This window comes from Gramella sp. KN1008 (assembly GCF_004332155.1).
Classification (GTDB): Bacteria; Bacteroidota; Bacteroidia; order Flavobacteriales; family Flavobacteriaceae; genus Christiangramia.
On sequence record NZ_SJDV01000002.1, the window covers coordinates 150,528 to 171,634 of the forward strand.

The 21,107-nt window shown below is 39.3% G+C and carries 24 protein-coding genes and 1 tRNA gene; 8 read left to right on the plus strand and 17 right to left on the minus strand.

Annotated elements, in window-relative coordinates; genetic code table 11:
• Position 1: 1 nt before the first annotated feature.
• The 4 genes from EZJ28_RS03915 to EZJ28_RS03930 form a co-directional block, all read right to left on the minus strand.
• Positions 2 to 466 carry a hemerythrin domain-containing protein gene (locus tag EZJ28_RS03915; protein WP_131395156.1) on the minus strand — a complete coding sequence of 155 codons (465 nt, stop codon included), beginning with the start codon at positions 464 to 466 and terminating at the stop codon, positions 2 to 4.
• A 209-nt stretch (positions 467 to 675) separates the two neighbouring features.
• Positions 676 to 936, minus strand: coding sequence for a GIY-YIG nuclease family protein (locus EZJ28_RS03920; protein WP_131395158.1), 261 nt, complete (start codon positions 934 to 936; stop codon positions 676 to 678).
• Positions 937 to 1,026: 90 nt separating this feature from the next.
• Positions 1,027 to 1,287 (minus strand): GIY-YIG nuclease family protein, encoded by a 261-nt coding sequence (locus EZJ28_RS03925; protein WP_131395158.1) that lies wholly within the window; start codon positions 1,285 to 1,287, stop codon positions 1,027 to 1,029.
• A 35-nt stretch (positions 1,288 to 1,322) separates the two neighbouring features.
• A tRNA-Met gene (locus EZJ28_RS03930) sits at positions 1,323 to 1,396 on the minus strand.
• Between the two features lie 191 nt (positions 1,397 to 1,587).
• On the opposite strand from EZJ28_RS03930, the gene EZJ28_RS03935 reads away from it, so the two are divergent.
• The gene (locus EZJ28_RS03935) at positions 1,588 to 1,974 is read left to right on the plus strand and encodes an START-like domain-containing protein (protein WP_131395160.1); all 387 of its coding nucleotides are present in this window, start codon (positions 1,588 to 1,590) and stop codon (positions 1,972 to 1,974) included.
• A 52-nt stretch (positions 1,975 to 2,026) separates the two neighbouring features.
• Entirely contained in the window at positions 2,027 to 2,872 is an 846-nt protein-coding gene (locus EZJ28_RS03940; protein ID WP_131395161.1) for an aminotransferase class IV, read from the plus strand.
• On the opposite strand, the gene EZJ28_RS03945 is transcribed toward EZJ28_RS03940, so the two are convergent.
• The 5 genes from EZJ28_RS03945 to EZJ28_RS03965 all read right to left on the minus strand — a co-directional run bounded on the left by EZJ28_RS03945 (position 2,869) and on the right by EZJ28_RS03965 (position 7,393).
• Positions 2,869 to 3,429, minus strand: a complete 561-nt coding sequence (locus tag EZJ28_RS03945; protein WP_131395163.1) for a YqgE/AlgH family protein — start codon at positions 3,427 to 3,429, stop codon at positions 2,869 to 2,871. The genes EZJ28_RS03940 and EZJ28_RS03945 overlap by 4 nt on opposite strands.
• 120 nt (positions 3,430 to 3,549) lie before the next feature.
• Positions 3,550 to 3,822 (minus strand): HU family DNA-binding protein, encoded by a 273-nt coding sequence (locus EZJ28_RS03950; RefSeq protein WP_006990442.1) that lies wholly within the window; start codon positions 3,820 to 3,822, stop codon positions 3,550 to 3,552.
• A gap of 185 nt (positions 3,823 to 4,007) precedes the next feature.
• Positions 4,008 to 4,955, minus strand: coding sequence for a methionyl-tRNA formyltransferase (fmt, locus tag EZJ28_RS03955; protein ID WP_131395165.1), 948 nt, complete (start codon positions 4,953 to 4,955; stop codon positions 4,008 to 4,010).
• Positions 4,952 to 6,853 (minus strand): ATP-dependent DNA helicase RecQ, encoded by a 1,902-nt coding sequence (locus EZJ28_RS03960; RefSeq protein WP_131395166.1) that lies wholly within the window; start codon positions 6,851 to 6,853, stop codon positions 4,952 to 4,954. The genes fmt and EZJ28_RS03960 overlap by 4 nt, the downstream gene beginning before the upstream one ends.
• 6 nt (positions 6,854 to 6,859) lie before the next feature.
• A complete protein-coding gene (locus EZJ28_RS03965; protein ID WP_131395168.1) occupies positions 6,860 to 7,393 on the minus strand; it encodes an AAA family ATPase in 534 nt (177 codons plus the stop codon).
• An 84-nt stretch (positions 7,394 to 7,477) separates the two neighbouring features.
• Here EZJ28_RS03965 and EZJ28_RS03970 point away from each other — a divergent pair, with 84 nt between their 5' ends.
• The 3 genes from EZJ28_RS03970 (at position 7,478) to murA (ending at position 9,837) form a co-directional block, all read left to right on the plus strand.
• Complete coding sequence (locus tag EZJ28_RS03970; protein ID WP_131395170.1) at positions 7,478 to 7,771, plus strand: DUF493 family protein; 294 nt, start codon at positions 7,478 to 7,480, stop codon at positions 7,769 to 7,771.
• Positions 7,772 to 7,870: 99 nt separating this feature from the next.
• On the plus strand, positions 7,871 to 8,509 hold the full coding sequence (locus EZJ28_RS03975; RefSeq protein ID WP_131395172.1) for a DUF4290 domain-containing protein: 639 nt from the start codon (positions 7,871 to 7,873) through the stop codon (positions 8,507 to 8,509).
• 14 nt (positions 8,510 to 8,523) lie between these two features.
• Entirely contained in the window at positions 8,524 to 9,837 is a 1,314-nt protein-coding gene (murA, locus tag EZJ28_RS03980; RefSeq protein WP_131395174.1) for a UDP-N-acetylglucosamine 1-carboxyvinyltransferase, read from the plus strand.
• 79 nt (positions 9,838 to 9,916) lie between these two features.
• Here the strand turns inward: murA and EZJ28_RS03985 are convergent, their stop codons facing one another.
• Complete coding sequence (locus EZJ28_RS03985; protein WP_131395176.1) at positions 9,917 to 11,380, minus strand: TonB-dependent receptor; 1,464 nt, start codon at positions 11,378 to 11,380, stop codon at positions 9,917 to 9,919.
• A 106-nt stretch (positions 11,381 to 11,486) separates the two neighbouring features.
• On the opposite strand from EZJ28_RS03985, the gene EZJ28_RS03990 reads away from it, so the two are divergent.
• Positions 11,487 to 12,248, plus strand: a complete 762-nt coding sequence (locus tag EZJ28_RS03990; RefSeq protein WP_131395178.1) for an MBL fold metallo-hydrolase — start codon at positions 11,487 to 11,489, stop codon at positions 12,246 to 12,248.
• A 1-nt stretch (position 12,249) separates the two neighbouring features.
• Positions 12,250 to 12,747: a hypothetical protein gene (locus tag EZJ28_RS03995; RefSeq protein WP_131395180.1), complete on the plus strand. Its 498-nt coding sequence runs from the start codon at positions 12,250 to 12,252 to the stop codon at positions 12,745 to 12,747.
• Here EZJ28_RS03995 and EZJ28_RS04000 read toward each other — a convergent pair.
• The 7 genes from EZJ28_RS04000 to EZJ28_RS04030 form a co-directional block, all read right to left on the minus strand.
• Positions 12,744 to 13,400, minus strand: coding sequence for an alpha/beta hydrolase (locus tag EZJ28_RS04000; RefSeq protein ID WP_131395182.1), 657 nt, complete (start codon positions 13,398 to 13,400; stop codon positions 12,744 to 12,746). The two genes, EZJ28_RS03995 and EZJ28_RS04000, sit on opposite strands and share 4 nt — an antisense overlap.
• Positions 13,400 to 13,723 carry a hypothetical protein gene (locus EZJ28_RS04005; protein ID WP_131395184.1) on the minus strand — a complete coding sequence of 108 codons (324 nt, stop codon included), beginning with the start codon at positions 13,721 to 13,723 and terminating at the stop codon, positions 13,400 to 13,402. Before EZJ28_RS04005 ends, EZJ28_RS04000 begins: the two co-directional genes overlap by 1 nt.
• Before the next feature lie 11 nt (positions 13,724 to 13,734).
• Entirely contained in the window at positions 13,735 to 14,985 is a 1,251-nt protein-coding gene (locus tag EZJ28_RS04010; protein WP_131395186.1) for a dihydroorotase family protein, read from the minus strand.
• Positions 14,982 to 16,901, minus strand: a complete 1,920-nt coding sequence (locus tag EZJ28_RS04015; protein WP_131395188.1) for a BatA and WFA domain-containing protein — start codon at positions 16,899 to 16,901, stop codon at positions 14,982 to 14,984. Before EZJ28_RS04015 ends, EZJ28_RS04010 begins: the two co-directional genes overlap by 4 nt.
• Before the next feature lie 49 nt (positions 16,902 to 16,950).
• Complete coding sequence (locus EZJ28_RS04020; RefSeq protein WP_131395190.1) at positions 16,951 to 18,153, minus strand: ATP-binding protein; 1,203 nt, start codon at positions 18,151 to 18,153, stop codon at positions 16,951 to 16,953.
• A 63-nt stretch (positions 18,154 to 18,216) separates the two neighbouring features.
• Positions 18,217 to 19,437 carry an ATP-binding protein gene (locus tag EZJ28_RS04025; protein ID WP_131395192.1) on the minus strand — a complete coding sequence of 407 codons (1,221 nt, stop codon included), beginning with the start codon at positions 19,435 to 19,437 and terminating at the stop codon, positions 18,217 to 18,219.
• Between the two features lie 57 nt (positions 19,438 to 19,494).
• Positions 19,495 to 20,268 carry a TIGR02757 family protein gene (locus tag EZJ28_RS04030; protein WP_131395194.1) on the minus strand — a complete coding sequence of 258 codons (774 nt, stop codon included), beginning with the start codon at positions 20,266 to 20,268 and terminating at the stop codon, positions 19,495 to 19,497.
• A gap of 145 nt (positions 20,269 to 20,413) precedes the next feature.
• Here EZJ28_RS04030 and EZJ28_RS04035 point away from each other — a divergent pair, with 145 nt between their 5' ends.
• Entirely contained in the window at positions 20,414 to 21,106 is a 693-nt protein-coding gene (locus EZJ28_RS04035; protein ID WP_131395196.1) for a protein-L-isoaspartate(D-aspartate) O-methyltransferase, read from the plus strand.
• Position 21,107: the final 1 nt, after the last annotated feature.

Here is a 21,107-nt window from a genome sequence, read left to right on the forward strand (position 1 = left end):
ATTATGCAAGCCAGAACTGATCTTTCCAGTCATCTTCACAAAAATTACCGTCTTCATGATGTTTTTTAATTTCCTCAAGTTGCTCTGAAGAAGCGGTTTTCTGAATTTCATTGAAAAGAACCCTTTCCTCGAACTTGATATGAAGGTCCAGTTCTTTTTCTATCTTCTTTAATAGCTTGTGAAGGTCTGATCCCTGTTCAAATAAATTTTCCAGGCGCCGGTGTTCTTCCAGTGCACGTTTTACCAGATCGTGGTTATTGCCCAGGATTGGGAATATATATTCTTCCTCAGCTTGAAAATGGGGATCAAGATAGTTCAATTTGAACCAGTCTGCATAAGCCTTGATCCGGTCGGGATCTATATTCAATTTAAAACCCTGTCGAATCTTCCAGCATAGAAGTAATCCATAATGATGTTCCCGGCTTAGTGGCTGAAGTGCTTCGTGACGTTTAATTGGTTTTCCCATTGGAGTTTTTTAAGAAAAATAAAAATGACAAAACTTTCCTGGCTTGCATATGAGGAATATCATCAAACGCCTAATCCTTTATCACTAAACTGGATCTGGAATTTAGAGTTTCAGGAATAAAAAAATCCCTTCAATTCTGAAGGGATTTATCTTGTAGCGAGACCGAGATTTGAACTGGGGTCCGCCTCTGGCGGATATGAATCCGACTTTTATTTATAGAAAGGTAAAATTTCTCTTCTGATGAATGATCTGCCTTGTCCCGATTTTAGAAACTTTTCTCTTTTAATAGAGTCGGCTTTTGTATTATTAAATTCTACAAGAATTACTTTCCAGGGTCTATATTTTATTGTGAAGCCTTTTTTGGCAAAGTGATTATGAGAGGAAAATCGTTGAATTAAAGAGGAAGTGTATCCGATATAGATCTTATCGAACTTTTTAGAGTAGAGTACATATGTAACAAATTCGGCCATAAAAAAATCCCCACTAACGTAGGGATTTTTCTTTGTAGCGAGACCGAGATTTGAACTCGGGTCCGCCTCTGGCGGATATGAATCCGACTTTTATTTATAGAAAGGTAAAATTTCTCTTCTGATGAATGATCTGCCTTGTCCCGATTTTAGAAACTTTTCTCTTTTAATAGAGTCGGCTTTTGTATTATTAAATTCTACAAGAATTACTTTCCAGGGTCTATATTTTATTGTGAAGCCTTTTTTAGCAAAGTGATTATGAGAGGAAAATCGTTGAATTAAAGAGGAAGTGTATCCGATATAGATCTTATCGAACTTTTTAGAGTAAAGTACATATGTAACAAATTCGGCCATAAAAAAATCCCCACTAAAGTAGGGATTTTTCTTTGTAGCGAGACCGAGATTTGAACTCGGGACCTCCGGGTTATGAATCCGACGCTCTAACCAACTGAGCTACCTCGCCATACAACTAATCGTACATGTTTAAATCCGTCTGAGGCCTTATCATAAAGGGCTTTTCGGGATTTCGCTAATGCGGGTGCAAATATAAAAACAATTTAATTTGGCACAAACTTTATTTTCTAAAATATTTATTTTGATTTCTTTTAATCTTTCCAATTAATATCTATATTGCCCGAAACTAATTAATCAGAAATGGAAGAAAAGATAAAATACGAAATGGAGTTTCCAATTCAAGCTTCTCCTTCATTATTGTTCCAATATATTTCAACCCCCTCAGGTCTAAGTGAATGGTATGCCGATAATGTGAATTCCCGGGGTGAGTTCTTTACGTTTATTTGGGAAGGTAGTGAAGAGAAAGCAAAGCTCGTTAGTAAAAAAAGTGACGAGCGTATAAAATTCAAATGGGTCGACGATGAAGATACTCCTTACTTCTTCGAATTACGCATCCAGGTGGACGATATCACCAAAGATGTTTCTCTAATGATTACTGATTTTGCTGAAGAAGATGAGATAGATGAAGGGAAGATGTTGTGGGAAAATATGGTAGGTGATCTTAAACAGATTCTTGGATCGGCTTAAAATTCTTATTATAAATATTACCTTTGCCCCGTTCTAAAAACGGGGTTTTTTTATGATTAATCTTAACGGAAAAATAGTAAAGGAAGAAGAAGCGAAAATTTCAGTTTTAAATCGTGGGTTTGCCTATGGTGATTCGGTGTTTGAAACAATTAGAGCGGTTAACGGAAAGCTCATGTTCTGGGAAGATCATTACTTCAGGCTTATGGCTTCCATGAGGATTATGAGAATGGAAATACCTTCCACTTTTTCGCCTGAATTCCTCGAAAAAGACATTAAAGAGATCCTTGAAGCAAATGGACTTTCAGATTCTCCGGCGCGCATAAGATTTGCGGTCTATCGCCTACACGGCGGTTATTATACCCCGGCAACCCGGGAGATAGGTTATGTGATCACAACCGAGCCGATGGATAATGCTTTTTATCTTCTCAATGAAGAACCCTATGAGATCGAACTTTTCAAAGATCATTATGTTAATAGTGGTTTACTTTCTACTATCAAGTCCAACAACCGGGCGGTTAACGTACTGGGTAGTATTTTCTCCATGGAAAATGGCTATGCCAACTGTCTTTTGCTAAATGAAAAGAAAAGTGTGGTGGAAGCCCTTAACGGAAATATTTTCCTGGTGAAAGGAAATGAAATTAAGACACCTCCATTAGCTGATGGGGCTTTAAATGGGATAATCAGGAAGCAGCTTATAAATATTCTCGAAAAGACTTCTGAATATAGTCTAAAAGAAGATTCTATTTCTCCTTTTGAACTTCAGAAGGCAGATGAACTTTTTATAACAAATGTCGCTGTGGGGATTCAGCCGGTAAGCAAATACAGGAAAAAACAATTTGAAAACAAAGCAGCCAAGACACTCCTTAGCAAATTGAATATTCAGGCCAGGCTTGGCTAGTTATAGGTAGGATTCTCAGGAGAATTAGACCACAAAACATATTCGCCGCCTAATTCGAGCATTTTATCTTTCCAGAAAGAATTGTATGGTTTTTCAAGAAGATCGGTCTGATCGTCATTCGGGGTAATTATCCATGAGTGAGAGTTTAATTCTTCATCAAGTTGATTAGCATCCCATCCTGAATATCCCAGGAAGAATTTAATCTGCTTCTCATCTATAAGGTCTTTAGATATAAGATCCATTACCACTTCAAAGTTTCCTCCCCAGTAGATACCGTTGGCTATTTCGATACTATCAGGGATAAGGTCTGGAATCTTATGTATAAAATAGAGATTGTCCTGTTCTACAGGACCTCCATTATAGATCTTAAAATTCCCTTTAATTTCAGGAATTAAATCTTTAAGGGTGAAATCGAGGATTTTATTCAATATAAAACCAACCGAACCATTTGCTGAATGGTCGGCAAGAAGAACTACAGATCGATTGAAAGACACATCTCCAATGATTGATGGTTCCGCAACAAGAAGATGGCCCTTGGTTGGTTTTAGCGAGATCATTCTAGCAGTCTTTTTATCTAAACTACTTATTTATTGGTAATAAAGCAATACTCTTCCCAATATTTTGCATAAAAAAAGCCTTCTGTTTAGAAGGCTTTAAGAATTTACTAATGCAATTTGTTAGTTTACAGCTTTTTGAAGATCTGCTCCGGCTTTAAACTTAACTACATTTTTAGCAGCAATTTTAATGGTTTTTCCGGTTTGTGGGTTTCTTCCTTCACGAGCTGCTCTTTTAGATACAGACCATGATCCAAATCCAACTAGTGATACTCTGTCTCCTTTTTTTAGAGATTTCTCTACGTTTTCAAGGAAAGACTCTAATGCTTTTTTTGCTGCTGCTTTAGAAATTCCAGCGTTTTCAGCCATTGCATCAATTAAATCTGTTTTGTTCATAATTTGAATTTTAAATTAATTGTTGGTTAAACATTCTGTTAAACTGGTATACAAATTTATACGGATTTCTTGTCCACGCAAGTAATGACAAGGGAAAAGCCCGTATTTGTTAATAACTTGGTGGTTTTGTTAATAAAGATAATTGTTTTTTACTAAAATGCAACAAATTCAGTGTTAATAAGGCTTTAGAGCATTTTTGCATCAGGTGCGAAATTGAATCCGTTCAAAAGTTCTTTTGATCTCATTTTCCTTTTTCCGGGTAACTGTATTTCATGTATAATAATATGACCGTCCAAAGCAGCTACTTTTATCTGTTTGTCGTTTACAATAACAGTCCCGTTGGGCAGATGATGTTCCTGTTTTATCTTATCTACTTCATATATCTTTACCTGTACCTGCTCTGAAGTATCCTCCATAAAGCACCATGCTCCGGGATAGGGGTCCAAACCTCTTATCAGGTTGTATATTTCATCGACCGGGGCATTCCAGTCTATCTTGGTGTTTTCTCTCGTAAGCTTAGGGGCCGATTTAAGTGAAGAATCTATTGGTTGGGGCTCTTTCATTACTTCATCGCTGCCAATTGCATTTAGCGTTTGTACGACCAGCTCCGCTCCGGTTTCCATCAAACGGTCATGAAGAGAACCAACGTTTTCGGTTTCACTAATTTCCAACTCTTTTTGAAATATAATTTCTCCTGTATCTATCTTTTCATCAAGAAAAAAGGTGGAGACACCTGTCTTTGTCTCTCCATTTATTATGGCCCAGTTAATGGGAGCAGCACCACGGTATTGTGGTAACAGGGAGGCATGCAGATTAAAAGTTCCATATTCCGGTAGATCCCAAACTGACTTTGGGAGCATTCTGAAGGCTACCACTACCTGTACATTAGGATCTAAGTCTTTAAGTTCTTTATGGAATTCCTCAGATTTCAGGTTGGTGGGCTGTAAAACCTTTAGCCCCTGAGACTTCGCATATACTTTCACCGCACTTTCCTTCAGTTTTCTTCCCCTTCCAGCTGGTCTGTCGGGAGCCGTTATCACACCTACTACCTGGTAGCCTGTTTCCAGGATCGCCTTGAGGCTGTTTACGGCAAAATCTGGTGTGCCCATGAACACTATTCTAAGGTCTTTCATTTTTTGTTGATTTTATATTTGTTATTAGGAGTGCGACTCACGATTTCCTTTTCGTTTAATAATCCCAGAACTTTAAGAATAGACTCTTCTTTATATTGTAGTAGGGAAGTGATCTCACGTGAATCCTTGGGTCCTGTCTTTAGTATTCTCAGGATCGCAAGGTAGATCTCGTTCATATCATCTCTGGACATATTGGTGTCTTCTTTTTTACACACCGAACATTTCCCGCAGGTTTTTGGATTCTTTTCCCCGAAATATCCAAGTAATTGTACCTGCCGGCAGATTTTATCATTATTTACAAATTGAAGAACGGCATCGATCTTTTGTTTTTTTACCTTATTATAGTCCCAAATAAAGCTCGCCAAGGGGTTTAATGTGGAAGCGTCTTCCCGAGGCACCAGAAAGCTAATACTCGCATCATACTTTGAAATATTGAACTCTATCACTTCTTTTTGAGCCAGTTCTTCCAGGATCTTTAGCGCTGCATCTTCAGGGATCCCGCATTTTTCGGCCACCGATTCAAGATTAAAAGCTACCATATTATCAAAGACGCCACCATAGTTCCTGAGGATTGTTCTCATAAGATTCGCGTAGCGCGGATTTTCATCCAGGTAATTATCCAGATGATTTCCTGAAAGCAGAATCATGATCTCTGTTTTTTTCTGGTAGTTCTGTGATAACCTAAGAACGCTGCATCTGTCAAGTAGTTGCAGGGCGTTGTAGGCTTTATTCGCATTGAACTGATATTGATGACAGAAACCTGAAAAATTGAAATCATGGCTCGTATTTTCACCTTCCCCGTAAGCTATACTAAAAAACGCGTTTAGTTTTCGATACACAAGTTTTACATCTTCAAATGATGCAAGATTATTAAGAAACTGGTTCTTCAAGACAGGGATGTCCCCGGCATTGGTAAGCACGATGGCCCGCGCAGATTTTCCGTCTCTTCCCGCCCTTCCGGCTTCCTGAAAATAGCTTTCCATACTTTCAGGCAGATCGATATGGATCACGGTTCTAACATCGGCCTTATCTATACCCATGCCAAAAGCCGTGGTTGCAACCATTACACTAACTTTATTAGAAATCCAATCATTAAATCTTAGTGTTTTGTCTTCTTTCCTTAGTCCGCCATGATAAGCGGCGGCAGTGATCCCGTTTTTATTTAGAAAGCTGGAGATTTCCTGTGTCGCGTTACGGCTTCTTACATATATAATGGCAGAATCTCCCTTGAGAAGTTGAGTTAAGCGGAAATATTTATCCTCTGTCTTAATAACTTCATACTGAAGGTTGGGCCTTTCGAAGGACTTTTTATGAATAACAGGTTCCTGAAGTTTAAGTTGCTCGCAGATATCATTAACCACATCTTTTGTGGCGGTTGCTGTAAATGCTGCCATGGTGATTCCAGGCAATAGTTCCCTGATCTCTGAAATATTACGGTAAGCAGGTCTGAAATCATGACCCCACTGGGATATACAATGAGCTTCATCAACCGCAAGGAGATTGATATTCATTTGCTTGAGGCGTTCCCTTACGATATCCTGCTGAAGTCTTTCTGGCGATAGATAAAGGAATTTATAATTGCCGAAAATGCAATTATCAAGATTTCGGTCCAGGTCATCATAAGAAATTCCACCCGTAATGGCCATTGCCTTAATATTCTTCTGTTGCAAGGCGTTAACCTGGTCTTCCATGAGTGAGATAAGAGGTGATATTACTATACATATCCCTTCCCGCATCATGGCGGGCACCTGGTAACAAATAGATTTTCCTCCTCCCGTGGGGAAAAGAGTGAGGCTGTCCTTTCCTTCCAGAATGGATTTGATGACTTCTAGCTGCTGCGCCCTGAACTCGTTAAACCCCCAGTATTTCTCTAATATTTTTAAAGCCTCTTCTCGCAAATATGTCTAGATCTTATTCAATATGAATTCAGTACGTTCAGTAATGGTCATTTTTGGCACCTCTATTGGATCGTAACCATACTTTTTATAAGTAGAATAAAGATAAGACGAAATTTTTAAGGCTTCTTCATAGCTTTCATAACGTTCATTGTCACTGGTATAGATCTCCTTCCAGGGTGGCAGTATAAAGATCTTGTCGTACCGGTACTCTGTACAGGTGGTATGGAAGAGGGCGGGGTAGTCTGTACTGAAATACTCCATATAAGCAAGTACATCCGGAAGACCCCGGTCTATGAACACCTGCTGTTTATCAAATCTATTCGCTTCCAGGAACTGGTCCAGTCTTCCCTCGAGTAGTTTTTGGCTGAACAGAAGGGGCTTTTCCAGGAATAATTGGTCTATACCTTCTTTTTGGGCCTCCAGGGTAACCTGTCTGGAGATCTCATGCAGGCATTTTTCACCTTTTTCCTCCAGTTTATGAATGATGGAAGATTTTCCCGTACCGGGCCCACCGGTAATTACGATTTTTCTAGTTTTCACGCGGCAAATTTCGACATTTGAATTTGATTATAAAAATGCTATCATTCCTTGTATCTTTGCAGTCTTAAAAAGAAGGAGAAAATTATGAGCGAATCGAATAATCCCGAAGAATTTTACGCGAAACTGAAGAAACAGCTACAGGATACATCCCTTTGGCCTTCAGAATATCTATATAAGTTCATTGTGCCTACTAAAGAAGAAAAGATAGAAAAGGTAGAAGGTATTTTTAATAATATGGGGGCTGTTATAAGGACAAAGCAGTCCAAAAAAGGAACCTATACCAGTATCTCCATAAATGTGAGAATGAAGAATCCGGATGCAGTGATTGGAAAATACCGGGAAGTGGCAGAGAAGGTGGAAGGCGTAATCGCCCTCTAAAAATGGAATAAGAAAAGATTTTGTTATGCTTGCTACAGAATATTTATTAATTTGCAGCAGGAGTAAACTTCAGATTAATTACCTAATTAAACTTCAATTTTGACAAACGCATTAGAATATAACTCTGAAAGGAGTAAACTTATCATTCCCGAATACGGAAGGCATCTTCAGAAAATGGTGGAACATGCCGTAAGCATTGAGGATGACAAGGAAAGAAATAAAGTCGCCAGATCGATTATTTCGGTTATGGGTAACATGAATCCCCACCTGCGTGACGTACCCGATTTTCAGCATAAACTTTGGGATCAGTTATTCATTATAAGCGATTTTAAACTGGATGTTGAATCGCCATTTCCGAAACCTACAAAGGAAATGCTGGCAGAAAGGCCGGACAGACTGGAATATCCTGAAAACAATCCAAAGTATCGCTTCTACGGAAATAATATCAAGAAGATGATAGATGAGGCCAAAGATTATGAAGAGGGGGACCTTAAAGAAGCTCTTGTTCTTACCATAGCCAACCATATGAAGAAGTCTTACCTGAACTGGAACAGGGATTCTGTGGATGACGGTGTTATCTTCGAACATCTTAGAGAACTAAGTGGAGGTAAGATAAACCTTAAGAATGCTGATGAAGATCTTAGTGAGGCTTCAGACCTTATAAGGGGAGGAGGCAAGAAGAAATACTCCAAGAACACAAAAAAATCTGGCCGCAAGGGAGGCCGTAAACGCCACTAAACTTAAAATCTTTAATGGGAACATTTCGAATTGAAGGCGGGCATCGTTTGAGTGGGGAGATACATCCTCAGGGAGCGAAAAACGAGGCACTGCAAATACTCTGCGCCGTATTGCTAACAGAAGAGAAGGTTAATATACATAACATTCCTGATATCCTTGATGTAAATAAGCTCATTACTTTACTGGGCAATCTCGGGGTAAAGGTTGAAAAGACCGGGAAGGGAAGTTACAGTTTCCAGAGCGATGAACTGGATATGGATTATTTAGGCAGCGAACAGTTCAAAGTAGATGGCGGTGGTTTAAGGGGTTCCATAATGATCGTTGGTCCGTTGCTTGGACGTTTTGGGAAAGGATTTATACCAAAACCGGGTGGTGACAAGATAGGAAGAAGAAGACTGGATACTCATTTTGAAGGTTTCATGAAGCTTGGGGCAGATTTCAGATATAACAAAGAAGAAAGGTTTTACGGAGTTGAAGCTCCTAATGGCCTTACCGGTGACTTTATGCTTCTTGAAGAAGCTTCGGTAACGGGAACTGCTAATATCGTTATGGCTGCTGTTCTTGCCAAGGGAACTACCACTATCTATAATGCGGCCTGCGAACCTTATCTTCAGCAATTATGCAATATGCTGAATTCCATGGGGGCGAAGATCAGCGGAGTAGGATCTAACCTGCTTATCATAGAAGGAGTAGAAAAACTTGGTGGTTGTGATCACCGAATTCTTCCGGATATGATAGAAATTGGATCCTGGATAGGCCTGGCAGCAATGACGCGTAGTGAAATTACCATTAAAGACGTAAAATGGGATATGCTCGGCATTATTCCCACTACCTTCAGAAAACTTGGGATTACTATAGAAAGGAAAGGCGATGACATGTATATTCCGGCTCATACCCACGGATATGAAGTTCAAAGCTTTATTGACGGCTCTATAATGAACATAAGTGATGCTCCATGGCCCGGATTCACACCGGATCTGTTAAGCATCATGCTGGTGGTTGCGACACAGGCGAGAGGAAGCGTTCTGATACATCAAAAGATGTTTGAAAGCCGTTTGTTCTTCGTAGATAAGCTTATTGACATGGGGGCCAAGATCATTCTCTGTGATCCGCACCGTGCTACGGTTATTGGCCATGATTTTAAATCAGAGCTGAAAGCTACCACTATGACCTCACCCGATATAAGGGCTGGTATTTCCCTTCTTATCGCCGCACTATCAGCCAAAGGAACTTCAACAATCCATAATATCGAGCAGATAGATCGTGGATATGAGAATATTGAAGGTCGTTTAAAAGCTATTGGTGCAAAAATCGAAAGAGTCGATTAACAATTCAAAAACAACATAAAAAAAGCTGCTCAGTGAGCAGCTTTTTTTGTTATTACGATAATAATACCTTATCAGATAATTAAACCTCTTCGGTTTTTGCCTTTTCCTTGTTTTCTCTGTATTGGAAAAGGTTTTGTTCCTTGATCATCTTGGTGGTCTTTTCCGGAAGCATTTCTTCCCAGCCTTCCTTACCTTCGCTGATCATCTTCAGAACTTCGCGTGAATAAATATCCATAATATCCGGGTTGTAGTCTTTAATATCTTCTACACGACCGTTGTATTTGAAGAATTTATATAGCTCCTTCATCCGCGGATGTACTTTAAGGTTTTCACTGGTATTGATCTCTCCTGTTTCAGGATCTTTCAGGGGATATAGATAAACCTTAAGATCTTTGAAGAAGAGTTTACCGAAGGCTTCCAGGATACCGCCGCTCAAATGACGATAATATTTCTCATCAAATACATCCACAAGGTTCTGAACCCCCATGGTAAGTCCCATTCTTTGTTTTGAATAGCGTGAGAAGTATTCCACCACCCTGTAGTACTCCTGGAAATTAGAGATCATTACGGTCTGGCCTAAGGAACAAAGCAGCTCGGCTCTGTCCATAAAGTCCCTTTCATCTATCTCACCTTCCGCCCTTAGGTTAGAGAGCGTAATTTCAAATATGATCTCTGTATTCTCCCTGGAAACCTTACTTTCTTTAAAGAAGAGCTCTTTAGAGCGTTCATACATATCCATATTCACTTTGGTAACGGGTCTAAAGCTACCGCGAAGAGCAAGGATATTCTTTTTATAAAGGATCTTGGCCGGTAGTACGTTGTTTCCGTCAGGACCAAACATTACGGCTTCGGTCATTCCATTTTTGACCAGTTGCAGGCTCATCAATCGGTTATCAACCTTTTCAAACCTGGGCCCCGAGAAATTGATGGTGTCAATCTCTATCTGATCCTTATCTATATGGTCATAAAGATACCTGAGCAGTTTTTTGGGATTATCATACTTATAATAAGCACCATAAATAAGGTTTACACCCAGTATTCCCAATGTATTCTGCTGATGTCTTGCATCGTTTTCATGAAAACGAACATGCAGAATGATTTCGTTATAATCTTCTTTGGGATCTACCTGGTATCTTATTCCAACCCATCCGTGCCCCTTATATTTTTTGGCGAAATCTATAGTGGCCACTGTATTGGCATAGGTAAAGAATAGTTTATTTGGATGTTTCTCCCTGGAAATACGCTGCTCGATAAGATTGGTTTCGTGATGCAGCATTTTCTTTAGCCTTGCCTCGGTCACATACCGCCTGTCATCTTCCATACCGTAGATAGCATCACTAAAGTCCTTATCATACGCGCTCATAGCTTTGGCAATGGTACCGGAGGCGCCACCAGCCCGAAAAAAGTTTCTTACGGTTTCCTGGCCTGCACCAATTTCCGAAAATGTCCCGTAGATATTTTCGTTCAAATTGATGCGCAGGGCTTTGCTGTTTATTGAAGGAACATTCTCAAATTCCTTGTCGCCCATTATAGTAATTGGCATATTTTTTCTTTTAAATAAACAATGTTCTTTGTGTACTTCAAAAGTACTAAAAGCGCTAGGCATACAAAAAAATATATTTACTTTTGTTTTGAAAAATAACAGGCTTTTGCAAGTAATATTTTTAGGAACAGGAACATCACAGGGCATACCCATTATAGGAAGCGACCATCCGGTATGTCTTAGCGACAATCCAAAAGATAAACGTCTTCGCGTATCCGTTCTTATTACCTGGAACAATTATAATATACTTATAGACTGCGGGCCAGATTTCAGGCAGCAAATGCTTGCGAACAATGTAAAGCGCCTGGACGCTATTTTTTATACTCATGAGCATAATGACCATACTGCCGGGCTAGACGATATTCGGCCTTTCTTTTTCAGGCAGGGTGATATTCCTGTCTATGCGCATAAGCGGGTATTAAAAGCCCTTCGTAAAAGGTTCGATTATATTTTTACTACTGAAAATAAATATCCCGGGGCTCCTGGGGTAAAGGAAAATATCATCGAAAACAAAACCTTTAGTTTTCATGGTCTTACCGTAACTCCGGTGGAATTCATGCATAATCGCTTGCAGGTATTTGGATTTAGGCTTGAAGATTTTGCTTACCTCACTGATATTAAATCAATTGAAGATGAAGAGGTGGAAAAATTAAACGACCTTAAAGTTCTGGTGGTAAGTGCACTTCGTGTAGAGTCCCATCATTCCCATTTTAATCTGGATGAGGCTTTGAAATTCATTGAAAGGTTAAACCCGGAAAGAGCTTATCTTACTCATATTAGCCATATGCTGGGTTTTCATGATGAAGTAGAGAAGGAGTTACCGCCAAATGTTCACCTTGCATACGATAATTTAAAAATCAACGTATAGAATGCGAAATAAGATCCTAATGTATCTGTTTATTTTTTCAGTTCTGTTTACTATTTTCATATATGTGAACGATAAAAGAATACTTGATTCCAAACAGGGAGAAATAGACCGACTTCAAAACGAACTTACCGAAACGAAAACCGAACTGGAGAATTTTTCCCAGTCTGATGAAAACGAAGAATATTTTGGCCTTGAAAATAATGAAGATGCCATCACTTATTTTGATAATAAGGGAATCGACACTAAAGACCTTATTTTGAAAATTGAAGATGCCATAATCAGTCAGAATCAGGCAGGGAAAGACAATCCTTTAGTTCCCCAGGACGGCATGGAAGGAGACATGAGGATCAATAAGATCAAAGTGCTTAATCATAAATGGATCATAGCCGACTTCACCGATGGTACTTACTGGGGAGAGGTTTTTCTAACCTATCAGGTTGGGGAAAACGGAAATATACAGTTCACCCCTGAAAAATCTTTTCTCTACCCGATGTACTAGATTCGGGCTTTTAACCATTCCCTGAATTCAAAGAAGTTCTGTGGAGCAACTCCGTGACCTACAGGAAATTCGGAATATGAATTCTCAATGCCCAATTTGTCAAGAAAAGGTTTGGTTTTTCGAGCCCATTCTACTGGTATTACCTGGTCTGCGGAACCATGGGAGCAATAGAATTTAAGTCGGGAAAAATCATTAGATTCATATCCGTTACTTAGAATTCCCTGATTCACATAGCCACTTAAAGCCACTACATTCTTTATCTTTTCCGGAAAGGAGAGGGCTACCGCATAACTTAAAATACTACCCTGGCTAAAACCCAGTAAATTGATATTATCAGGATCTACCGGATAATTTTCAATGATCTCATCTATAAAATCCCTGATCGTATCGCGAGAGGTGATGGCCTGTGCATCATCACTAAACTTTCCGTCGTTGTTATCCCAATGTATGGCATACCATGCATTACCAAAAGGCTGCATGGAATATGGAGCTTTAGCAGAGATAATAAAAAGCTCTTCCGGCAGTTCTTCAGCAAAAGAGAAAAGGTCGTTCTCATCGCTACCATAACCATGAAGCATGATGAGGACCGGGGCTTTTTCAGATTCGTTTTTTGGTTTTCTAACTAAGTGTTGTAGTGAAAATTCTTTGTTCATTATGAAATCGTACTAAACCATTTTTGAAAGAGAGGGCCAAGAAAAGGAACCTCCTTTGCTTCTCCCTGTATCGCCATCACCAGTCCGTATCCCCATAGAACTATGAAGAATACGTAAAAAGCGCCTACTATGAAACCTTCATCGAAAAGGCCCATTAAAGCACCAATCAAATAAAATGTGATGTGAATTCCAAATGCCTGTCTTATATGAAAACTGGCAAAGGGATCTTTGGTGTCCATATTCATGAAATATGAAATAATAGTGCCTATTATCGTAAGATAGGCGACAATCGCGGTTGTTTTTGCCTGTCCTGAAGGATTCATGATATAAAATATTAATTGCTAATGAAGCCTTTTTCTGTAAGGACTCCAAAAGCTTTTCCGTTTAACTCCTTATTTAAAAATATACTGTTTTTAGAAGAGGAAAGAATATCCTCTTTAGAAAAGAGGAAGCTTTCGCCAGGAATAAACAAACTAAGGTCGGCGGGTTCACCTTCTTTTATTTCAAACTCTTCAATTCCAAAACGATTTTTTCCCCGAGTTAAATAACTAATTGCCTGGGTTGGATCAAAAATTGTGCATAGTGCTCCAAAGGCCGATTCCAGACCAATAGTGCCATATAAGGCATTATCGAACTCTACTTTTTTATGTTCAACATCAATAGGGTTATGGTCACTGGTAACCATATCTATCGTGCCATCTTTCAGACCTTTGATAAGGGCCCTGGAATCCTGTTTTGTTCTTAACGGAGGCAATACTTTTGATCTGGTATCAAACTCCTGTAATTCATCATCATGAAGTATGAGGTTGTGGATCGCGACACTGCAGCTTACATCGAGTCCTTTTTTCTTGGCCTCTTTAATTAGTTGTACCGATTTTGCGGTTGAAATGGTGGGGATATGTAGCTTGCCACCTGTATACTCAAGTATATACAGATCTCTCGCTACCTGTAGTTCTTCGGCTAGATTAGGAATGCCTTTAAGTCCCAGCAAAGTGCTGTTCACATTTTCATTTACGATCCCTGAACCGGCAATTTTTTCCTCCTGCGGGAAACTCTGGATAAGAGCGTCAAAGTTCTGCGCATATTGAAGTGCGATCTTCAGGAGGTTGGGGTTGTGCATAGGTAACTTGTAATCTCCAAAACTTACAGCCCCGGCAATCTTCATATCGAGTAATTCAGCAAGGTCTATTCCTTCACTTTTTACTGTTAGAGCACCAACAGGGTAGAGGTGAACCGGGTGCGAAGCAGCTTTGCTCTTTACCGCAGCAATACTTCCGCTATGATCCAGAACGGGATGGGTATAGGGGTTAAGAGCAACAGAAGAGAAACCAGATTTTCCGGCGGTATCAAGACCATTCGAGATAGTTTCCCTGTCTTCATAACCAGGTTCTCCAAAACTTACACTACTGTCAAACCAACCCCTGGATACATGCAGGTTCTTAAGCTGTATTTCCTTATCTGATTTTGAATCAAGGTTTTTACCTATTTTCCTAATTATTCCATTTTCAATGAAAATATCAAGTTTTTTGTTATGATATGAAGAGTTTTCATCCAGGATGGTGACCGATTTTAAAAGTAGCTTCATTTGAGGAATTTTATAAGTAGCATTTCTATAGCTAAAAAGATCAAAGCAAAAATAACAAACCATTTCCAAAGCACATTGATTTGGGAGGCTGCATTTGCTTCAGAAAAATAATCTGATACCGATTCATACATTTTTACGCCATTTTTCTCTGAAATCTCCATGAAATTGAGATCACTTTCCTGCCTTCCGTAATTAAAACTTAAATTCCCTATAACCGAATTCGCATTTGTGATCTGATAGTTGCCGGCTTCCAATGGCAGACTAGAGGTATTTATTTGCACCTTGTTACTGTAATTCTGTTGTTGGGGTATAAGGTCTGTTTCCTGGTTTTGGAGATGTAGTACCTGATCCTTTCCAACTTCTACCGGGATATCTATCCTATTTTCCTGGTCTGTTTGATAGTAAAGCTGGTTCCTCTTTAATGATTGCAGCCCTATCTGGTAGAGCACAGGAACTATGAGAGGTGAATTCTTGAAATTTGAATTAACATCATTCAGGGAGGCTGTAAAGAGGTAAGCAGAGCCTGACTGAGCAAGAAAAGGCTGATAGTCCTCATACCTCAAAATAGCTCTTGCTGATTCCAGGTTATAGGAAGTCATTACCTTGGGATACTCAAAATTTTCTGTTCTGTCTTCAAAGACTTCTTCCAGAAGTGGATGATCATATTCGATACGAGTAATTAATCGGGGTGAATCAATCTTTCCGGATAAGCTGGGGAATCCCAAATTTATAAGCAAAGGATTATAATCCCGTGATTCTTCTGGCGGAATTAGCAGGATTGTGGCACCGTTTTTCTGTGTATTTGTCAGGTTGCTAATGAGGGTATTTGATAGCTGCGAAATTTCATTCAAAACTATCAGGTTGGCCGAATTAAGCTGATTGAAATCAATCTGGGAAGAAGGATACAGGATCGTTTCAAATTCGGGCTTCGAATAGATTTTGGTTAGGAATTCATCTTCTCCATTTGAAATAATAACGACTTTAACCGGCTGACCGCTCGAAATATTGAAATAAAGGTTGTTATCATAACCCAGACCGGAATCTTCAATTTCTATCCTTCCGTCATCAATTGGATCATTTTGCAGGCGAAAACTGATTTCTGCTTCGTTATTCTCTCCAAACTCTATAGTATTTCTGCCAAGTAGCTGTTCACCATCAAAAATCGAAACGGCAACCGGTGGTCCACCGGGATTTTTTGAGCTTAAACTAATGTTCAAAGAGAGATTTTCCGGATTCGAATTGCTTATGAAAGCGGAATCAAGACTAATATTGCTTATTTCGTCAGTTCTCTGGTTTATAAAATGATAATTAATCCCGTTATTTTCAATTTCATCAGGAATATTCAGAGAATTGGGAAAGTCTGAGATCAGGACAAATTCCTTTTCGGTTCCGGGATTATCCTTAAAATAATTTTCGGCTTTCAACTGAATTTCCCTAAAATCTGTTTTTTTTCCGGTAAAATCCAGCTCTTGTAATTCGGCCCGAAGTTCAGATTCAGAACGTTTATAATATTCGGCATCATTAGTAAAAAGAAAATAATCATCCCTCTCATCAATATTTTCAAGCAGTCCATTTACTGCATTCTGAAAAATAGAAGACTGCCCCTTTTTCGCCTGCATGCTGAAAGAATTATCGAGATAAATAAGGGTTTTGGTATCCTCCAGAGCTTTATCGCTTGCCGGGATGAAGGGTTGGGCAAAGGCTAAAATAAGGCAGGTTAATAAAAGGAGTCGGGTGATGAGGATAAGGAACTTCTTAAGTCTGGAACTTTTACGGGTTTCCTGGATGACCTTTTTCAGGAATTTTACGTTTGTAAAATCTTCTTTTTGGAATCTTCGTAACCGAAATAGGTGAACTATCAGCGGAATTATGAGCAGAAACAGGGCGTAAAGTAATTCCGGATGTTGAAAATGCATATTCGGAAAAAGGTTTTCTCAAATATAGAAAATGAAATGCGATTGAACGCTAAATCCTCTTTATTCGGAATTTAAAGTTGCTGCCTTCACCTGGTTCCGATTCAAGACTTATTTTTCCTCCCATGGATTCAATAAGTTTTTTAACGGTTGCAAGCCCAATACCACTTCCTGTATTTCCTTCTCTGTCTGTGGTTTCAAGGGTAGTGAAAAGTTCAAAGATTTCTTCTCTTTTGTCCCTGGGAATTCCAGGACCATTGTCTTTAACTTCGAAACAATAGAATTCTTCGTTCTTTGAGAAACTTATATCTACCTTCCTTATTTCCTTCTTATTGTATTTAAGGGCATTGCTAATAAGATTGAGAAATACCTGGGTAAGGGCCGCCTTATTTACATTGTGAAGCATCACATCATCGGGATAGGTGATCTCTATATTATCCGAAACCTGATAAAGGTCCACGATGCCCTTCAATAGCTTATGAAGGTCTACATTGACATAATCCTTATCCATCACATGATCGCTTCTATAAAAGCTTAGTATGCCATCGATATAGTTCCTCAGGGAATACGAAGATTCTACCAGAAATTCAAGATACTGTTCAGTATCAGAATCAAACTTACCTTTATTCTCATCCTTCAAGAGTTCACTTAATGAAATGATATTAGCCAGAGGGGATTTAAGGTCGTGGGAAACAAGACTGGCAAAGCGTTCCAGTTCCTTATATTTTTGTTTTAGTTGACGCTGAACATCATAAAGCTTGTTCTTCTGTTTCCTGAATTCGAAGAGGTTCATCGTCTGGCTTGCCAGTGCTTCTAAAGCCTGTACCTGTTGTTCTGTGAGTTGTCTTTCTTTAGTGTCAAAAATACAGAAGGTGGCGATAGCATGGCCCTGCGGATTATAAAGGGGAATTCCGGCATAGAACTCCAGTTCCTTGCCATATACTTCAGCCGACTTTACAAATAGTTCAGGATAATCAGATTTATTCACCATTACTATAGGTTCGTCCTGGTGAATTATCTTATCGCATATGGAGTTGGAACGCTCCATATCAGAGAGTGTGGATCCGTGTATTGATTTGGTCCAGATGCGATGCTTGTCTATAATACCAATTTGTGCAATAGGAACATCACATACCACCGTAGCCAGAAAAGTAAGATTGTCATAATCCTGATCTGGCCCGGAATTCAGAATATTATATTCCTTCAAAGCAGCTAACCTTAGCTTTTCATTGAAGGGAATCAATTTATGTTGCATCACCCCAAATAGAAAGTTGATTACAAGTTATTTAAATTTCAGCAAAAAATTGATAAAAAAATCCTAATCTACCTGTTGGGAACGCCTCATACTGAATTCAAAATGGGTTCCCTTATCCTTTTCAGAGGTAAGGCGAATATTGCCGCCAAGGCTTCCCACAAGTTTTTTTACCGTTGAAAGTCCTATTCCATGTCCCTTTTTACCCTGCCTATCCTTATCGGCTACGGTTGTAAAAAGGTCAAAAATATGGGTATGTCTTTCTTTGGGGATCCCTATTCCGTTATCGCTTATACTGAAGTTATAAAATTCACGGTTTTCGGTACAGTCAATTTCAATTATAATCTTATCGCTACTGTTATATTTAATACTATTGCTAATGAGATTCATAAAGATCTGTCCTAATGCTGCACTGTTACCAAAGATCTTCAAATTGTTATCGGGAAGATTTATCTCACAGTTTTGGTCAATCTGAAGAAGATCTATTATGTCTTCAAGAAGGTCGTTCAGGAAAAATTCCTGGTTCAGATCCGCCTCCAGATTACTACTGGAGTAATAATCCAGCAGGCCATTAATGTACTCGCTCAAGGTTAACCCGGAATGTTTCAGATAATTAAGGTAGTTAATACCTTCCTCATCCATTCTGGAAGAATATTTGGCTTTAAGTATATCTGCCGTTAAGATCATATTCGCCAGTGGCATTTTTAGATCATGAGAAACGGTACTGGCAAATTCACGAAGGATACGGTTCGTCTCATCCAGGTCATTCTTTAGTTTTTCAAGAGCCTGATTCTTTTTTCTGTATTCGAACAATAGTTCCACCTGCTTTGCTAAAGCCTTAAGCGATGATTTTTGACTTTCACTGAGGCAGTTTTCCTTCGAGTCGAGAACACATAGAGTCCCCATAGGCAGGCCCTGTTCATCCAGAATAGGAACGCCGGCATAAAACCTGATTCCATCCTCCTCGGGAATCACAAAAGGATTGTCTTTGAATCGAATATCTTCTCTGGCATTCTGTATTTCAAACAGTTCGGTAGGCTCCAGGATAGCATGGCCACAAAAAGAAATTTCACGGTCGGTTTCGGGAATATCAGTACCCAGTTTGGATTTAAACCAGTTTTTATCAGAACCAACTATGGAGATCAGTGCCATGGGGGTGCCACATATTTCGCTTGCCAGCCTGGTAATGCTGTCGTAGGTTTCTTCAGCGAAAGAGTCAATGATATCAAGTTTTTGGACAGACTCGAATCTCTTTTCCTCGTTAGTTGGGACGGCTGGGCTGATCAATAAAATTGAGTTTTATTAATTGTTAAAGAAAACTAAAAAAAATAAGAATCACAAGAACTAGAACATACCTTTTTCAAAGACGCCAAGTCCAAAGAGGGCATAATCATACTTTACCGGATCTTCACTGTCCATTTTTCTGAGGTTCTTATCAAGCTCAGCAAGGGCTTTGGCATCGTTCATTTTTCTCTTGAGTAATCCTAATTTTCTGGCTATATTTCCGGAATGCACATCCAGGGGACAAGAAAGCAGGGCGGGAGAGAGGCTTTTCCAGATACCGAAATCAACATCTCCCTCTCTTCTTACCATCCATCTCAAATACATGTTGATCCTTTTAGCCGCAGAATTCTTTAAAGGGTCGCTTACATGTTTTTCGGTTCTTTTTTCATGAGGCAGTTCAAAGAATATAGATTTGAAATGATGTATGGCCGGCTGTAAGTTTTCCTGATTGGAATATTGCTGAAAGATTGCCTCAGGCCCTTCATATTTAATATAGATATTTTTCAAGGCTCTGATAAAATATTTTAGATCAGTAGCGTTAAATGTCCTGTGAACAAAACTATTGAGGTCTTCCAGATCTCTGTCATCATGATTGATTACAAAATCATACGGACTCATATCCATTAGTTTCATTAGTCTTTCAGCATTTTTAAGAATGCTCTTCCTGTTTCCCCATGCAATGGTTGCTGTAAGAAAACCCGCGATCTCTATGTCTTCCTTTTTCTGAAATAGATGCGGGATCTTAACCGGATCAGATTCGATAAACTCAGGGGTGTTATATATTTCAACTTTTGTATCTAAGAATTCCTTTAGCTCTGCCTGGGAAAATTTCATTACTAAGTATCTATTTTAAAGATGCAAAGATAGGCTTTCCTATAGAAGCATCTGCAACTTCTATATAGGGATATAATAGCGTATTCAATCCTTAATTTAGTTATATTTTGAGTATATTTAATTGACAATGAGATAGATTGGTGTTATGAGATTAGGCTTTTCCATATTATGGATTCTTATTTATTTCTTAATACCTGTGTATGCCCAGCAAAATGAGGAAAGTAGGAATCATATGGTGGAGCGGCAGATAAAGGCTCGTGGTATAGAAGATAAGGCTGTACTATCTGCTATGCGAAACGTGCAGCGTCACCAGCTTGTTCCTAAAGATCAGGTACGCAATGCGTACGAGGACCGGCCACTTCCCATAGGTCATGGGCAGACTATATCCCAGCCCTATATTGTGGCCTTTATGACCGAGGTAATACAGCCAGAACCGAATATGAAAATACTCGAAATTGGAACAGGCTCGGGTTACCAGGCAGCGGTACTCGCCGAGATCGTAGACGAGGTCTATACCATCGAGATCGTAGAACCACTTGGAAAAACCGCAAGGAGAAATCTTAACAATCTTGGATATTCAAATATCACCTCTAAAATAGCCGATGGTTTCTATGGTTGGGAGGAGCATGCTCCCTTTGATGCGATTATAGTTACCGCTGCTTCCGAATATATACCTCCTCCACTCATAGAGCAATTAAAGGACGGGGGCAGGATGGTGATCCCGGTTGGTGCTCCTTTTACTACCCAGCATTTGATGCTTGTGGAGAAAAGGAAAGGCGGAAAATGGAAAACCAGGAACCTGCTTCCCGTACGTTTCGTTCCGTTTACCCGAAACTAAA

Excerpts from the sequence above, each read along its gene's own strand:
- EZJ28_RS03935 (WP_131395160.1), top strand. The coding sequence starts at position 1,588 with ATGGAAGAAAAGATAAAATACGAAATGGAGTTTCCAATTCAAGCTTCT.
- EZJ28_RS04030 (WP_131395194.1), bottom strand. The coding sequence starts at position 20,268 with ATGAAATTTTCCCAGGCAGAGCTAAAGGAATTCTTAGATACAAAAGTT.
- EZJ28_RS03970 (WP_131395170.1), top strand. The coding sequence starts at position 7,478 with ATGAGCGAATCGAATAATCCCGAAGAATTTTACGCGAAACTGAAGAAA.
- EZJ28_RS04000 (WP_131395182.1), bottom strand. The coding sequence starts at position 13,400 with ATGAACAAAGAATTTTCACTACAACACTTAGTTAGAAAACCAAAAAAC.
- EZJ28_RS03985 (WP_131395176.1), bottom strand. The coding sequence starts at position 11,380 with ATGCCAATTACTATAATGGGCGACAAGGAATTTGAGAATGTTCCTTCA.
- EZJ28_RS03995 (WP_131395180.1), top strand. The coding sequence starts at position 12,250 with ATGCGAAATAAGATCCTAATGTATCTGTTTATTTTTTCAGTTCTGTTT.
- EZJ28_RS04020 (WP_131395190.1), bottom strand. The coding sequence starts at position 18,153 with ATGCAACATAAATTGATTCCCTTCAATGAAAAGCTAAGGTTAGCTGCT.
- EZJ28_RS04005 (WP_131395184.1), bottom strand. The coding sequence starts at position 13,723 with ATGAATCCTTCAGGACAGGCAAAAACAACCGCGATTGTCGCCTATCTT.
- EZJ28_RS03920 (WP_131395158.1), bottom strand. The coding sequence starts at position 936 with ATGGCCGAATTTGTTACATATGTACTCTACTCTAAAAAGTTCGATAAG.
- EZJ28_RS04035 (WP_131395196.1), top strand. The coding sequence starts at position 20,414 with ATGAGATTAGGCTTTTCCATATTATGGATTCTTATTTATTTCTTAATA.
- EZJ28_RS03915 (WP_131395156.1), bottom strand. The coding sequence starts at position 466 with ATGGGAAAACCAATTAAACGTCACGAAGCACTTCAGCCACTAAGCCGG.
- EZJ28_RS03950 (WP_006990442.1), bottom strand. The coding sequence starts at position 3,822 with ATGAACAAAACAGATTTAATTGATGCAATGGCTGAAAACGCTGGAATT.
- EZJ28_RS03945 (WP_131395163.1), bottom strand. The coding sequence starts at position 3,429 with ATGATCTCGCTAAAACCAACCAAGGGCCATCTTCTTGTTGCGGAACCA.
- EZJ28_RS03925 (WP_131395158.1), bottom strand. The coding sequence starts at position 1,287 with ATGGCCGAATTTGTTACATATGTACTTTACTCTAAAAAGTTCGATAAG.
- EZJ28_RS04010 (WP_131395186.1), bottom strand. The coding sequence starts at position 14,985 with ATGAAGCTACTTTTAAAATCGGTCACCATCCTGGATGAAAACTCTTCA.
- EZJ28_RS04015 (WP_131395188.1), bottom strand. The coding sequence starts at position 16,901 with ATGCATTTTCAACATCCGGAATTACTTTACGCCCTGTTTCTGCTCATA.
- EZJ28_RS03940 (WP_131395161.1), top strand. The coding sequence starts at position 2,027 with ATGATTAATCTTAACGGAAAAATAGTAAAGGAAGAAGAAGCGAAAATT.
- fmt (WP_131395165.1), bottom strand. The coding sequence starts at position 4,955 with ATGAAAGACCTTAGAATAGTGTTCATGGGCACACCAGATTTTGCCGTA.
- murA (WP_131395174.1), top strand. The coding sequence starts at position 8,524 with ATGGGAACATTTCGAATTGAAGGCGGGCATCGTTTGAGTGGGGAGATA.